At 64.5% G+C, this 14455-nt stretch carries 15 protein-coding genes and 1 pseudogene; 8 read left to right on the forward strand and 8 right to left on the reverse strand.

Annotated elements, in window-relative coordinates:
• Positions 1 to 9: 9 nt before the first annotated feature.
• The gene (locus CH294_RS25115; protein WP_094739300.1) at positions 10 to 1263 is read left to right on the forward strand and encodes a hypothetical protein; all 1254 of its coding nucleotides are present in this window, start codon (positions 10 to 12) and stop codon (positions 1261 to 1263) included.
• Positions 1264 to 1285: 22 nt separating this feature from the next.
• Here the strand turns inward: CH294_RS25115 and CH294_RS25120 are convergent, their stop codons facing one another.
• Positions 1286 to 2080, reverse strand: coding sequence for an AAA family ATPase (locus CH294_RS25120; protein ID WP_032376913.1), 795 nt, complete (start codon positions 2078 to 2080; stop codon positions 1286 to 1288).
• A 59-nt stretch (positions 2081 to 2139) separates the two neighbouring features.
• Positions 2140 to 3607, reverse strand: a pseudogene (locus CH294_RS25125) (DHA2 family efflux MFS transporter permease subunit).
• A gap of 192 nt (positions 3608 to 3799) precedes the next feature.
• Between CH294_RS25125 and CH294_RS25130 the strand changes: the two are divergent.
• Positions 3800 to 4441 (forward strand): acid phosphatase, encoded by a 642-nt coding sequence (locus tag CH294_RS25130; RefSeq protein WP_094610669.1) that lies wholly within the window; start codon positions 3800 to 3802, stop codon positions 4439 to 4441.
• A complete protein-coding gene (locus tag CH294_RS25135) occupies positions 4438 to 4914 on the forward strand; it encodes a GNAT family N-acetyltransferase (protein ID WP_094739301.1) in 477 nt (158 codons plus the stop codon). The genes CH294_RS25130 and CH294_RS25135 overlap by 4 nt, the downstream gene beginning before the upstream one ends.
• A gap of 9 nt (positions 4915 to 4923) precedes the next feature.
• Here CH294_RS25135 and CH294_RS25140 read toward each other — a convergent pair whose 3' ends face one another.
• The gene (locus tag CH294_RS25140; RefSeq protein WP_094610604.1) at positions 4924 to 5355 is read right to left on the reverse strand and encodes a hypothetical protein; all 432 of its coding nucleotides are present in this window, start codon (positions 5353 to 5355) and stop codon (positions 4924 to 4926) included.
• A 196-nt stretch (positions 5356 to 5551) separates the two neighbouring features.
• On the opposite strand from CH294_RS25140, the gene CH294_RS25145 reads away from it, so the two are divergent.
• Together CH294_RS25145 and CH294_RS25150 are read left to right on the forward strand one after the other, a co-directional pair.
• Positions 5552 to 6505: a diacylglycerol kinase family protein gene (locus CH294_RS25145; RefSeq protein ID WP_032403551.1), complete on the forward strand. Its 954-nt coding sequence runs from the start codon at positions 5552 to 5554 to the stop codon at positions 6503 to 6505.
• Between the two features lie 266 nt (positions 6506 to 6771).
• Complete coding sequence (locus CH294_RS25150) at positions 6772 to 7026, forward strand: WhiB family transcriptional regulator (protein WP_032366305.1); 255 nt, start codon at positions 6772 to 6774, stop codon at positions 7024 to 7026.
• A gap of 108 nt (positions 7027 to 7134) precedes the next feature.
• Here CH294_RS25150 and CH294_RS25155 read toward each other — a convergent pair whose 3' ends face one another.
• From CH294_RS25155 to CH294_RS25170, 4 genes are all read right to left on the reverse strand, one after another.
• Positions 7135 to 8613 carry a PAS domain-containing sensor histidine kinase gene (locus CH294_RS25155; RefSeq protein WP_032403081.1) on the reverse strand — a complete coding sequence of 493 codons (1479 nt, stop codon included), beginning with the start codon at positions 8611 to 8613 and terminating at the stop codon, positions 7135 to 7137.
• 21 nt (positions 8614 to 8634) lie between these two features.
• Entirely contained in the window at positions 8635 to 8850 is a 216-nt protein-coding gene (locus CH294_RS25160) for a biotin/lipoyl-binding carrier protein (protein WP_008717734.1), read from the reverse strand.
• 284 nt (positions 8851 to 9134) lie between these two features.
• A complete protein-coding gene (gene rsrA / locus CH294_RS25165; protein WP_094739302.1) occupies positions 9135 to 9428 on the reverse strand; it encodes a mycothiol system anti-sigma-R factor in 294 nt (97 codons plus the stop codon).
• Complete coding sequence (locus CH294_RS25170; protein WP_094610605.1) at positions 9425 to 10207, reverse strand: sigma-70 family RNA polymerase sigma factor; 783 nt, start codon at positions 10205 to 10207, stop codon at positions 9425 to 9427. The genes rsrA and CH294_RS25170 overlap by 4 nt, the downstream gene beginning before the upstream one ends.
• Before the next feature lie 90 nt (positions 10208 to 10297).
• Here CH294_RS25170 and ybaK point away from each other — a divergent pair, with 90 nt between their 5' ends.
• Genes ybaK through rsgA form a run of 3 tightly spaced genes read left to right on the forward strand, consistent with a single transcriptional unit; the run spans position 10298 to position 13098 of the window.
• The gene (ybaK, locus tag CH294_RS25175) at positions 10298 to 10789 is read left to right on the forward strand and encodes a Cys-tRNA(Pro) deacylase (RefSeq protein ID WP_094739303.1); all 492 of its coding nucleotides are present in this window, start codon (positions 10298 to 10300) and stop codon (positions 10787 to 10789) included.
• Between the two features lie 6 nt (positions 10790 to 10795).
• Positions 10796 to 12112 carry a 3-phosphoshikimate 1-carboxyvinyltransferase gene (aroA, locus tag CH294_RS25180; protein ID WP_094739304.1) on the forward strand — a complete coding sequence of 439 codons (1317 nt, stop codon included), beginning with the start codon at positions 10796 to 10798 and terminating at the stop codon, positions 12110 to 12112.
• Positions 12064 to 13098 (forward strand): ribosome small subunit-dependent GTPase A, encoded by a 1035-nt coding sequence (gene rsgA / locus CH294_RS25185; protein ID WP_170944864.1) that lies wholly within the window; start codon positions 12064 to 12066, stop codon positions 13096 to 13098. Before aroA ends, rsgA begins: the two co-directional genes overlap by 49 nt.
• Before the next feature lie 45 nt (positions 13099 to 13143).
• Here rsgA and CH294_RS25190 read toward each other — a convergent pair whose 3' ends face one another.
• Positions 13144 to 14394 carry a fatty acid desaturase gene (locus tag CH294_RS25190; protein ID WP_037155774.1) on the reverse strand — a complete coding sequence of 417 codons (1251 nt, stop codon included), beginning with the start codon at positions 14392 to 14394 and terminating at the stop codon, positions 13144 to 13146.
• Positions 14395 to 14455: the final 61 nt, after the last annotated feature.

The following is a 14455-nucleotide window of genomic DNA, read 5'->3' on the forward strand; positions in this document are numbered from 1 at the left end:
TCTCCCTTCGTGTTGGCTCCAGAACGTCGGACGAGAACCGACCTCGTCGTCGCCGCCCTCATCGCAGTTGTGGTGGTCGTGGCCGCGAGCATCGCCTGGTTGACCGGCGATGCCCGCGGTACCACGTCGATTTCCGCTGCGGAGCCGCTGCCTCAGCCCGAGCCGGCAGCGTCGGTGCCTACAGCTCTCACCGAATTGTGGCGTGCGCCGAGCGCAGCAACGGATCCCGCGCGTACCCCGGCTCCCGTCGTCGCCGGATCCACGGTGGTCACTGCCGATGGCGGCTCCGTCCTCGGCCGTGATCCGCGGTCGGGAGAGCAGTCCTGGTCCTACACACGCGATCTCCCGCTGTGCTCGGTGGTCGCAGCATGGAACACGGCAGTCGCGGTCTACCGCGACGATCGCGGTTGCTCCCAGGTGACCGAACTCGACGGATCCACCGGGCAGCGCAAGGCACAACGCACGTCCGACGCCGACGATGCGGTTCGCCTGTCGTCCGACGGCACTTATGTGACGTCGAGGGGCGACACCCGCATGGAGTTGTGGCGATCGGACATGGTGCGCACCCTCGAGTACGGTCGCGTGGATGCTCCGGTCAATCCTGGTAGTCAGCCGAGAACCGGGTGCACCCTGCTGTCCTCGGCGTCGACGAACTCGCGGACAGCCGTGCTGGAGCAGTGCCCGGGCGAGGCTGCCGCGCGCTTGTCTCTGATCAACCCTGCTCCCAAGGACGCGAGTGAACCCGAGGAGTACGGGTCGACGGTGGTGCCCGAACTCGTTCCCGGGCCCGACGCCCCTACTGCCGGACGCGTCATTGCCGTCACCGGAAGCGTTGTCGCGCTGTACCTTCCAGCCGAGAACGGCGCGCCCGATCGGATCGGACTCTACGACAACACGGCTTCGCGGATATCCGAATTCGACCTCGCTTCCACCCTGTCCCCCGAGCAGGACTCACCGAATTCGCCTGCGACGAAGGCGGGCTCGGTGTTCACCTGGTTCACCGGTACCGGGGTGCAGGCGCTCGATTCCACCGGCTTGTCCCCCGTGTGGTCCATCCCCGGAGCCCTCGGAAGCGGAGCCGTCATGGCCGGCCGGCTTCTCGTCCCCGTGCCCGACGGTATCGCGGTGGTCGATCTCACCACCGGCGCGTCGATCGACGAGATACCCGTGGACCGAGGCGACTACATCGGTCCGGTGCAGACGTCGGTCATCGGCGATGTGATCGTCGAGCAGCGCGGTGACGACGTGGTCGCTCTGGGCTGATCAGGCCGTCGTTCGCCCGGTGCTACACAGCCGGATCGTAAGTCTTCAGCTCGGCTCCGTCGTTCCAGTGCGCCAGCAGGTTCTCGGCAAGTTCTCGATACGCCTGCGCGCCCTTGTTCTTTCGCCCCGACAGTACCGTCGCGCCCGATGCGCTGGCCTCGGCGAAGCGAACGGTCCGCGGGATCGGCGGCGCGAGGACCGGGAGCGAATATCGGTCGGAGACATCGCCGAGCACGTCCCTGCTGTGGGTGGTTCGAGCATCGAACAAGGTGGGGAGCGCACCGAGCAGTGTCAGGTCGGGGTTGGTGATCTGCTGCACCTCGGACACCGTTCGCAACAGCTGCCCCACTCCCCGATGGGCGAGGGTTTCGCACTGCAGAGGTACCAACACCGACTGCGCAGCGGTGAGCCCGTTGAGGGTCAGTACCCCCAGTGACGGCGGGCAATCGATGACGACGACATCGAAGTCGTCGAGTATGGGAGCGAGCGCGCGCTTGAGTGCGAATTCGCGACCCGCCCGCATCAGGAGGAGGGCTTCGGCACCGGCGAGATCGATCGTGGCCGGCAACAGGACGATTCCTTCCGCTGTTTCGATCAGCACGTCCTCCACCTTGGCGTCCCCGGTCAACACCTCGTGTACGGAGGAATCGAGCTTGTCGGGGTTGTGCCCCAGAGAGAACGTCAGGCAACCCTGCGGGTCGAGGTCGACCACCAGGACGCGTCGGTCGAGCGCGTGCAGCGCTGCTGCGAGCGAGGCCACCGTGGTGGTCTTGGCCACGCCGCCCTTCTGATTCGCTACCGCAAGAATTGTCGTCACGGCTTTGATCCTTGCCTACATTCTGCGGATGAGCGAGAGTTCGGCACCTCTCGGCCGCGTCAGTGCAGGACGATCGGTGCCGCCGCCCCCTCGCTCGCGTGCTTGGTTCGAGGCAGGAAGAACGCGGGAACGAACGTGGCGACGATGAGAACCAAGGCAACCATGAAGGTGGTACCGAAGGCTCTGGCCGAGATGTCGAACGCATCGGCCTGATTGGTGGCGGTCAGCGCGGGCTTCTGCTGAGCGGTCAGCACCACCGACATCAAGGCGGTACCGATCGAGCCGGCGGCCTGCTGAACGATGTTCATCAAAGTTGAGCCGCGAGCGACGGTTTCGTCGGTCAGTGTCTGCAGGGCCGCCGTCATGATCGGCATCATCGTCGATCCGAGGCCGAGGCCCATCACGAACAGGGCACCGATCAGCAGCGTGTAGGACGTGCTGGTGCCCACCTGCGTGAACACCGCCATACCCGCGGTGATGAGCACCATGCCCACGAGCACGATTCTGCCGGGGCCGGTCTTGTCGGCGATCACCCCCGCGATCGGCATCGCGATCATCGCGCCGATGCCCTGCGGGGCGAGCAGGAGCCCCGCGGACAGAGTCGATTCGCCGCGCAGCAGGAAGTAACTGGGGAACAGCAGGCCCGCGCCCATGAAGGCCACCATGAACAGCGTCGTGGTGATGACCGCTACGGACAGCGATCGGTTTTTGAACAGTCGCAAGTCGATCAGCGGGTGCTCCACACGGAGCGCGTGGAAGACGAACAGGACGATCAACACCAGGCCGACGAGAACCGGAGCCAGCACCTTCACGGCAAGGACGGTTTCGGTTTCGACGACCGAGGACGCGCCGTAGAGAAACAGTGCCAGACCGGGCGAGAGCATCAGCATGCCGCGGAAGTCGAAGGATTCGGACGGAGTCGGGTTGTCCTTGGGGAAGATGGCCACAGCGGCAACAAGCGCAACGATGCCGATCGGCAGGTTGATCAGGAAGATCCAGTGCCAGCTTGCTGCCTCGATCAGCCAGCCGCCGAGAATGGGGCCTGCGATGGGGCCGATGAGCATGGGAACACCCAGCACGGCCATCACTCGGCCGATGCGCTCGGGACCGGCAGCGCGGGTCATGATCGTCATGCCCAGCGGCATCAGCATGCCGCCCCCGAGCCCTTGCAACACTCGGAACACGATGAGCGAGGTGATGTCCCAGGCGAAGCTGCACAGCACCGAACCGAGTACGAACAGCACGAGCGCCGGTGATGTAGAGGCGTTTGGTTCCGAAACGATCGGCGGCCCACCCGGTCAGGGGTATGACGGTTGCCAACGCGAGCGTGTAGCCGGTCATCGTCCACGCGGCGTTGGCGTACGTCGTATCGAACACGTCGGTGAATGTCCGGAGAGCAACGCTGACGACGGTGACGTCGAGGATGGACATGATCGCGCCGAGTACGACGACGCCGGCAATTTTCAACAGCGCTCCGTCGAGCTTCTGCGGTGCGTCGGTCGCCTCGGGCTTGCTCAGGTCGGTCATGGTTCTCCAGATCGGTGATCGAAAGCTACGAGGCGTCCCGAGGCCACGCAGGGCTCGGAGCCGAGTCGCACGACGGCGAAGATTCAAGTGAGAGTAACCGGCCGGTAGGTCTGTGCTCAATGGAATTTTCGGACACATATCCCGAGCGACTATGACAAAGGCCACATCGCGGTTACAGGCATGATCGTCTTCATGACCACACACGGCGGCGTCGAGGCCGGCAGAGTTGTCCTCCTACGGCACGGGGAGACCGAATGGGCCCTGGCGGGCAAACACACCGGAAGCACCGACGTCCCTCTCACGAGCGTCGGCGAGCAACAGGCTGTCGACGCCGGCTCACTGTTGCAGCTGCTGAAGTTGCGCGATCCGCTGGTGATCTCGAGTCCGCGGGAGCGCGCCCGTAGAACCGCCGACCTGGCAGGCCTACATGTCGACCGAACGTGGGATGCGTTGTCGGAGTGGGACTATGGAGACTACGAGGGCATCACGTCGACGCAGATCCACGAGACGGTTCCGCACTGGACCGTGTGGACGCATCCGTGCCCCGGTGGTGAGTCGATCGGTGACATCGCGGTGCGGGTGGAGCTGGTCCTCTCGGTCGTCCTACCGCTGCTCACCGACCGTGACGTCGTATTGGTCGGTCACGGCCACTTCTCCCGCGCACTCATCGCCGGCTGGACCGAGGCTCCGATCACCGAGGGCAAGCGGTTCGCGCTCTCGCCTGCCGCGTATTCGCTACTCGGGTTCGAGCATTCGTTCCGCCAGCTCGTCGCGCACAACGTGCACCCCTCGATTCTGACCGCAGCGTCCGCTCGAAAGGAAGACAGTCGATGATCCGCCGCGCCACCGAGGCCGATGTTCCCGCCATCACCGGTTTGGTCCACGAGCTCGCTGCGTACGAGAAGTCGTCGTCACTGTGCACCGTTCGAGACGAGCACCTTCGTCGTGCGCTGTTCGGTGCCCAGCCATCGGTGTTCGCACACGTCGCCGAGCAGGAGGGGGTCGTGGTGGGGTGCGCACTCTGGTTCCTGAACTTCTCCACGTGGGACGGCGTCAACGGTATCTATCTAGAGGACCTCTACGTGCAGCCCGCCGCGCGCGGAGGAGGCTTCGGACGAGGGTTGCTCGCCGCGTTGGCCGCCGAGTGCGTCGCCCACGACTACACGCGGTTGACGTGGTCGGTTCTGGACTGGAACACCCCGTCGATCGGCTTCTACCGATCGTTGGGTGCGCAGCCGCAGGACGAGTGGACCACGTTCCGGTTGACCGAGGATGAGTTGGCCGAGTTGGCTGCGACGGCGCGGTGACGGTTCGGTTCAGCCGAGCTCGTCGTCGACGTCGCTGTATTCGGCTGCCATCCACCGCGACGAGGGCGGGCTGAACAGCAGAACGAGCACACCGATCACCACGATGCCGAGAACGACGCCGTAGACGGTCTGGTGCGACCCGGTCAACAGCGACCAGACGACGGGCAGCAGCAGCAGCTGCACGACGGTGGCAATGGCCCTGCCCCAGCGTTTGCCGAGGATGAGTGCGACGCCCGCAGCCCCGACTCCGACACCGAGGACTCCGAACCACCCGGCGGTGCCGTAGCCATTGGCGACAGCGTTGTCTCCTTCGCCGGAGACCGCCCGAACGAGTAGAACGAACGCGGCAATCAACGAGGCCGCGCCCTGTGCTGCGACGAGGACCCCGGCGGATCGGAAGGTGGCCGGAGGAGCGATGTTCTCGGGTGTTGGGGTGGGCACGCGACCAGCCTAGGACCCGGGAGTGGAGCCTGCGGAACGACCCACTCGAGGCGGGAGTGGAGCCTGCGGAACGACCCAGGAACCAGGCAAGTGGAGCCTGCGGAACGACCCAGGAACCAGGCAAGTGGAGCCTGCGGAACGACCCAGGAACCAGGCAAGTGGAGCCTGTGGAACGGCCCCGATAGTGTTGGATCTCGTGCGTGCGCTGTTGATCGTCAACCCCAATGCGACTTCTACGACGGCTGCGGCTCGGGATCTGCTGGCCCATGCGTTGTCGAGTCGTGTTCGAGTCACTGTTGCGCAGACGACTCATCGTGACCATGCGTCGGAACTCGCGCGCAGTGCCCGTGAGGACGGCATGGGTCTGGTGATCGTTCATGGTGGTGACGGGACGGTCAACGAGGTGATCAACGGTTTGCTCGGGGTGCCGTTACCGACGTCGATGCAGGCGGTGACGATCGGCGCCATTCCGCCGATCGCCGTCGTTCCCGGCGGCAGTGCAAACGTGTTCGCGCGATCACTCGGTATCGCGGCAGATCCGGTGGCGGCGACCAATCAGTTGATCGGCCTGCTCGATGCGCGAGCTCGGCGAACGATCGGCTTGGGCCACTGTGACAATCGCTGGTTCACGTTCAATGCGGGTATGGGTTTGGATGCCGATGTGTGCCGGGCGATCGATGCCGGTCGCAAGGACGGCAAGCCGGTGTCCGCGACGCGGTATCTGCGGTCGGCTGTGCAGGAATTCTTCAAGCACAAGCGTCGGCCGGCCCGGTTGACGGTGGAGGTTCCCGGTCAGGATCCCTTCGAAGGGGTGCACTACGCGTTCGTGTCGAATTCGAGTCCGTGGACCTATCTGAACGAGCGGCCTGTGCACACCAATCCCGGCACGGGTTTCGATTCGGGTCTCGGTGTGTTCGGGATGCGTTCGACTGCCCTGTTCCCTACGCTTCGGGTGTCGCGACAGTTGTTGGCCAAGGGCGCGGAACCCAAGTCGCGCAAGCTGATTCGAATCGACGACGTCCCCAGTGTCCGCATTTCTTCCACCGAGCCGGTGGGGTTGCAAATGGATGGGGACTACTTGGGCGAACGTACCGAAGCCGAGTTCTTCGCCACTCCCGATGCGTTGGAAGTCGTCGCTCCGACCAGGTGATACGAGGCCGTTCCTCGCGCACAGGGATGTCAGAAGGGCAGTTTCCTGCGAAAAGACGAGCGAAATCCGGCAGCTCGGGGTACAAAGGAGCGCAGAAGGCTAAAGCGAGCCTAACAGAGTGAGCTTGACCACGGTCACGCGCGTATCCCTTGACTTCACCTGAGTTCGTGAAAGCATTCACAAGCAACAGTGCGGAAACATTGGTTACCCACTCGTGAACAGAAGAGAAACGAAACGGCGCTTCGGCGCCCGGTAAGGAGCAGAGGATGGACTGGCGCCACAAGGCAATTTGTCGCGATGAAGATCCGGAACTATTTTTCCCGGTGGGAAACAGTGGCCCGGCGCTCGCGCAGATCGCCGATGCCAAAGTCGTCTGTACTCGGTGCCCCGTCACCGCTGAATGCCTGTCCTGGGCACTCGAATCCGGCCAGGACGCAGGAGTATGGGGCGCAATGAGTGAAGACGAGCGCCGTGCACTCAAGCGACGCAACGCACGTACGCGCGCACGCAGCTCCGTCTAGGACGTATACGCAGCAACTCGGAGGGCCCGGTACCCGCGCAAGCGGATACCGGGCCTTTTCCATGCCACGGGCCACCGACCGCGTAACGCAATGTTCACCGACGAGGCGTCAGGCACGCGGTGCGCGGCGCCCCAGAGGGACTCGCAGCATCGCGTCGGTTCCGCCACCCGATGCCGGATGCAGGCCGAGCGAACCGTTCAGCTCGACCGAGACCAGAGTGCGCACGATCTGCAGTCCGAGACCGTCCGAGCGTTCGAGGGAGAACCCGCTCGGTAACCCGCGCCCATCGTCATGGATGACGACGTCCAACCATTTCGCGGAGCGATCGGCGCTGATTCTCACCACTCCGGCAGATCCGGCGTCGAAACCGTGCTCCATCGCGTTCTGTACCAATTCGGTCAGCACCATCACCAGCGGTGTTGCTCGCTCTGCCGAGAAGACTCCGAGCTTGCCTTCTCGTGCCACCCGGACCCGCGGATTCACCGTCGCGATGTCGAGCATGATCGGCACCAAGCGGTCGACGATCTCGTCGAGGTCGACCTCCTCGTCCACCGACATCGACAACATTTCGTGCACCACGGCAATGGACGTCACCCGACGGACCGATTCCGCCAGCGCTGTACGTGCTTCCTCGTTCTCCAGGCGACGGGACTGCAGCCGGAGCAGGGCCGCGACGGTCTGCAGGTTGTTCTTCACCCGATGATGGATCTCCCGGATGGTCGCGTCCTTGCTGAGCAGGGCGCGATCGCGTCGTTTCACCTCGGTGACATCACGGACGAGCACCGCAGCACCTGCCGACCGCCCACGGGGCTGAAGCGCGAGGGTGCGCACGAGGACGGTGGCCCCGCGGGCATCGACCTCCATTCGATGGCCCACGTTGCCGCTGAGGGACGACCGAATGTGGTCGGCAACCTCTTGTGAGTCGAACGGATCGGTGACCAGCGATCGAGTGACCGACGCGAGATCTCGGCCGGACAGTTCCGTCGTCAGTCCCATCCGGTGGTAGGCCGACAGCGCATTGGGGCTCGCGTAGTCCACCCGGCCCTCGGTGTCCACGCGAATGAAGCCGTCGCCTGCTCGGGGAGACGAGTTCACGTCGGTGCGCTCCTCCGGTGTGGGAAACGTTCCTTCGCTGATCATCAGACACAGATCGTCGGCGCATTCACGGTAGGCCACCTCGAGCGCACTGGGCGGTCGAAGCTGAGCCGGGTTGGTGTCACGCGTGAGCACCGCGATCACGTGCTCTCCGCAGCGCACCGGAATGCTCTCGCTTCGCGTCAGGACGCCGCCCTGGACGATCTCACGTTGCTGCAGAGCGACCATCACATCCGGATGCTCGGACTCGGAAATCGTGGTGCCCACGATGTCGTGTGTGAACACCGTCGGCGCAGTGGTCGGCCGACACTGGGCAACACACAGCACGTCGGCGGTTCCGGTGGACACGTCGTCGGTACCGACCCACAACAACACGTCCGCGAACGAGAGGTCGGCCAACAGCTGCCACTCCCCCACGACACGTTGCAGGTGGTCGACCGCAACGCCCGGGAGGTCGGTGTGCTCGGCCAAGAGGTCACTGAGGGTCGACACGAGATATCGGTCGGCCGTGGCTCAGGACACGACGGCGATGAGGTCGCCCTGTTGAATGACGTCGCCGACGGCCACATCCACGGACGTGACCGTGCCCGCCGTCTCGGCCAGCACCGGAATTTCCATCTTCATCGACTCCAGGATGACCAGGGTGTCACCCACCTCGACCGCGTCACCTCGAGCCACGACCACCTGAAACACTGTGGACACCATCTCCGCGCGAACGTCCTCGGACATCGGCGAACCCCTCTCTCACATCACCACGAACCGCGCTGGACACCCACCGGAGACCAGGCCCGTCACAGTAAGCCAATCACACGTGGGAGACTGTACTGAACAAACGAGAGGAGCCCATCATGGGAAAGCGTGGACGTAAGAAGCGTGCTCGTAAGGGCAACAAGGCCAACCACGGCAAACGTCCGAACAGCTGACGGTTTGCCACAAGCCGCGAGGGGCCGAGAAGCAGATGCTTCTCGGCCCCTCGTCGTTCGGTGAGTCGTCGTTCGACCCGTCTTCGGCTACTAGGAGTCGACCTGCCGAGTGAGCACGGTCCGGCGGATCTCGATACTGAGCCGTTCACGGAGACCGGCCGGTGCCTGGTCACCTCCGCACTTGCGCGAGATCAGTCGCTTGACCTTCTCTTCGATTCCGTAGGCCTCGAAGCACGACCCACACTCGTCTATGTGCTTCTGCAGGCGCGTTCGGCTGGCCTCGTCGCACTCGTTGTCGAGCATGATCCACACGTCCGCGATGACTGCCGAGCAGTCGAGTCGCTCGAACTGCTCGTCTCCGTCGGTGTTACCGGTGCCCGTCATTGGACTACCTCCTGCTCGTGCCGGTCGACTGCGCCGTCCCGGTTGAATCCACGCTCGCGTGCCACGTCGGCCAGCAGTCCTCGGAGTTGTTTGCGTCCGCGATGCAGACGCGACATCACCGTTCCGATGGGCGTTCCCATGATCTCGGCGATCTCCTTGTACGGAAAGCCCTCGACATCGGCGTAGTAGACGGCCATTCGAAACTCTTCGGGAAGGGACTGCAACGCCGCTTTGATGTCGTCGTCCGGCAACGCGTCCAGCGCCTCCACCTCGGCGGAGCGCAGGCCTGTCGACGTGTGCTCGGCGGTCGCAGCGAGCTGCCAGTCGCTGATCTCGTCGGTGGGGTACTGAGCGGGCTGACGCTGCTTCTTGCGGTAGGAGTTGATGTAGGTGTTCGTGAGAATCCGGTACAGCCAGGCCTTCAGATTTGTACCCTCACGAAACGACCGGAAAGCCGAGTAGGCCTTCACGAACGTCTCCTGAACCAGGTCCTCGGCGTCGGCGGGGTTGCGCGTCATCCGCAATGCCGCGCCGTAGAGCTGATCGAGCATCGGCAGCGCGTCGCGCTCGAAGCGCTCGGTCAACTGCACACCGGTTTCGGCTGCCCTCTGCTCCGCGATCGCCTTCTCGTCGTCTACTGGAGCGACGGGATTGCTGGCTTCTGTCACGCTGATCCCTTCGATAGCTTCCACCGCCCAGGCTACCGCGCCCGAAGTCGACTTCTGCGAAGAGATCACCCCCTTCAACACGAGGGGACGTCCCGCGGTCAGCACTGCCATTCGTCTTTCCTTCCGCCTGCATCCGTATCTGTGGTTACACAACACGGGTTGGCACCGCCATGTTCCCGCGCTGGAACTAGAGTTCAGCGGATGGCTGCGTCGACCCCCGCTCTTGCGCTGCTCACGGCACACAAGGTGGCGCACACCGTGCATTCCTACGAGCACGATCCGCAGGCGCAGTCCTACGGCGAGGAGGCGGCTCGGGTGCTCGTCGACCGACTCGGGGTTCGACCGGAACAAGTCTTCAAGACCCTGATCGTCGAACGGGCGGACCGGTCGCTGGCCGTAGCGATCGTTCCCGTCACGACGATGCTCTCGATCAAGTCCGCGGCGACCGCTCTGGCCACCAGAAAGATCGCAATGGCCGACAGGGCTGCCGCCGAACGTTCCTCCGGCTACGTCTTCGGTGGAATTTCACCTCTCGGCCAACGCAAGTCCCTCCCCACAGCCATCGACGACTCCGCTCTGAAGTTCGAGACGATTCTGTGCAGTGCAGGCCGCCGTGGCCTGGAAATCGAACTCGCCCCGGCCGACCTCGTCCGGCTCACCCGCGCCACAACCGCTCCCATCGCCGCGCGCTGATCGCGAATGAGCGAAGATGGACGCGTGAGCAATTGGACAGCACCCGCCGCGGCCGCACCCGTCGATGCGACAGTCACACTGCCCGGATCGAAATCCATCACCAATCGCGCACTGATCATCGCCGCCCTCGCATCCGGCCCGTCGACGATCGTCGGTGCCCTCCGCAGCCGTGACACCGACCTCATGATCGACGCTCTGACGACTCTGGGGATCGACATCACCGCCGCAGACGACGACAGGACGACACTGCGAGTCACTCCGGCACCGCTGCACGGCGGATCGGTGGAGTGCGGGCTGGCAGGTACCGTCATGCGCTTCGTGCCGCCTCTCGCTGCACTCGCCGACGGCGAAGTATCGTTCGACGGCGACGAGCAAGCACGCATCCGCCCTCTCGACACGATCCTCGATGCACTGCGCGCCGTGGGTGCCGAGATCGAAGGCAGCGCGCTTCCGTTCACGATGCACGGTACGGGCTCGCTGCGCGGCGGGACCGTCGAGATCGACGCCTCGGGATCCTCGCAGTTCGTCTCCGGTCTGATGCTGTCGGCGGCGTCGTTCGACGATGGAATCGAGATCCACCACATCGGTAAGCCTGTTCCGTCCATGCCGCACATCGACATGACCGTGGAGATGCTGAGGCGAGCCGGAGTGCGCGTGGACACTCCCGAAACCGGTGGCGACGCGAACACCTGGCGTGTGTACCCGGGTCCGATCACACCGATCGAGTGGATCATCGAGCCGGATCTGTCCAACGCCACCCCGTTCCTGGCCGCCGCAGCCGTCACGAGAGGCAGAGTGCGCGTTCCGAATTGGCCACAGTCGACCACCCAGCCCGGTGACGCGATCCGCGAGATCCTCGCGCTGATGGGCGCTCGGGTCGACCTGACTGCGGGCACCCTGACGGTGGAGGGTCCGGATACGTTGCGCGGCATAGACTTCGATCTCCATGACGTCGGCGAGCTGACACCGACGGTCGCGGCGCTCGCAGCCCTCGCCGAGGGACCGTCGATTCTCCGCGGCATCGCCCACCTGCGCGGTCACGAGACCGACCGACTCGCGGCGCTCACCACCGAAATCGTCCGGCTCGGTGGGCGTGCAGTGGAAACCGACGACGGCATCAGGATCGATCCGGTACCGCTGCACGGCGGCAGCTGGCGCGCCTACGCCGACCACCGGATGGCCACGGCCGGCGCCATCGTCGGATTGCGTGTCCCCGGCGTCGAGGTCGACGACATCGGCACCACCGCCAAGACCCTTCCGGGCTTCGAGAAGCTCTGGGACGCAATGCTGTCCACCACCACATCGAGCGAGGTCGGCTCCTGACCGCCCGTCGATACGACGAATCCGACGTCCGCATTCGACCGGGTAAGAGTTCTCGCCCCCGAACCAAGACGCGACCCGAACACAACGACGCCGAAGCAGGAATGGTCGTCTCGGTCGACCGAGGCCGATGGGGCTGTGTGCTCGGCGGCGACCCGACCCGACCGGTCGTGACGATGCGCGCCCGCGAGCTGGGCCGGACCCCGATCGTGGTGGGCGACGAAGTCGACATAGTGGGAGACCTGTCGGGCAAGGTCGACACCCTGGCTCGTATCGTGCGCGTGGCCGAGCGCCGCACGGTCCTGCGGCGCACCGCGGACGACACCGACCCGTTCGAGCGCGTCGTGGTGGCCAATGCAGACAGGTTGCTCATCGTGGCGGCACTCGCAGACCCGCCGCCGCGCACCGGTTTCGTCGAACGAGCTCTGGTCGCCGCGTACGTCGGTGGCCTCGAACCCGTGCTGTGCCTGACTAAGAGCGACCTGGCCGCCCCCGAGGAATTCACCGCGGCATTCGCCGATCTCGACGTTCCCGTGGCGTTGGCAGGTCAGTCCGAGGACCTCACTGAACTGACCGCGATGCTGACTAACGACGTGACCGCCCTCATCGGCCACTCGGGCGTCGGAAAATCCACTCTTGTCAACAGATTGGTGCCCGATGCCTATCGGGCCACCGGGGTGGTCTCGGGCGTCGGAAAAGGCCGTCACACCTCGACGCAGTCGGTGGCGCTACCGCTGCCGGGCGGCGGCTGGGTGGTCGATACGCCGGGTATCCGGTCGTTCGGACTCGCGCACATCTCCCCCGAGAACGTCGTCGCTGCGTTCTCCGATCTGGCCGACACGATCGAAGACTGCCCGCGTGGGTGCACCCACCTCGGCCCTCCGGCCGACCCCGAATGTGCCCTCGACTCCCTCACCGGGGACGCGGCACGACGCGTCGCTGCCGTTCGTCTACTTCTCGAAGCCGTTCGAACGAACGAAGCCTGGTAGACACCCGAAGGTGTCTACCAGGCTTCGCTACCCAATCGGCGGCGGTCAGGCTGCCTTGCCGACCAGTTTGCGAATTCCCTTGCGCTTCTTGGTTTCCGCGATTGCAGTGCGCAGACCGCGACGCTTGCCGGTCTCCGGGTCGACGGTGAACAGGCCGGCGGGAGCATCGGCCCACTTGCGCTCCGACGCGGTCTCGGGAGCATCGTCGCTCGTTGCCTTCAAGTACTTGTTGGGCAGCGACAGCTTCGCGATGGTGCGCCACGACAGGAAGTACTGGTGCACGATCGAACCGGTAGTGTACGGCAGGTCGTACTTCTCGGCGAGCTCGAGAACCCGGACCTTGATCTCCCGCAGTCGGTTGCTGGGGAGGTCGGGGAACAGGTGGTGCTCGATCTGGTAGCACAGGTTGCCGCTCATGAACTCCATGACGGGACCGGCATTGAAATTCGCGCTGCCGAGCATCTGACGCAGGTACCACTGCCCCTGAGTCTCGCCTTCCATGTCGGACTTGGTGAACTTCTCCGCACCGTCCGGGAAGTGGCCGCAGAAAATGACGGTGTTGGTCCACACGTTGCGCATCATGTTGGCGACGATGTTCGCCGTCAACGTGCTCTTCCAGGCGGGACCGGTGAGCAACGGATGGAGGACGTAGTCCTTGCCGATCTGCTTGCCGACCTTCTCCAGTACTTCGCGCCGCTTCTGCTCGAATTCCTCGCGCGGGACTCGGCCCTTGGCCACCTTGCCCAGTTCGAGGTGCTGAAGCGCCACTCCGTACTCGAAGAACAACTGCAGCAGCAGATTGTAGACGGGGTTGCCGATATTGAAGGGCTTCCACCGCTGATCGCGGGTGACCCGGAGCAGGCCGTAGCCCACGTCGTCGTCCATACCCAACACGTTGGTGTACTTGTGGTGGATGTAGTTGTGCGTCTGCTTCCAGTGCGCCGACGGACCCGTGTTGTCCCACTCCCACGAGGTGGAGTGGATCTCCGGATCGTTCATCCAGTCCCACTGTCCGTGCATGACGTTGTGACCGAGTTCCATGTTCTCGATGATCTTGGCGACCCCGAGCATGGCAGTTCCGACCAGCCACGCCGGACGACGGCGGCTGGCGAACAGCACAGCCCTACCGCCGATATCGAGGGAGCGCTGCAAGCGGATCGTGTTCTTGACGTACCGGGCGTCGCGTTCGCCGCGAGACGCCTCGATGTCCCGCCGAATCGCGTCGAGTTCGTGGCCCAACGTTTCGATGTCGGCATCGGTCAGATGCGCGTATTCTTTGACGTCCGTAATCGCCATGGCAAACAACCTCCTGGCAGTCGTGAACACACAGCACGCATGTATGCGCTATGTGCAATTC

Source organism: Rhodococcus sp. 14-2483-1-1, assembly GCF_002259335.1.
Taxonomy (GTDB): Bacteria; Actinomycetota; Actinomycetes; order Mycobacteriales; family Mycobacteriaceae; genus Rhodococcoides.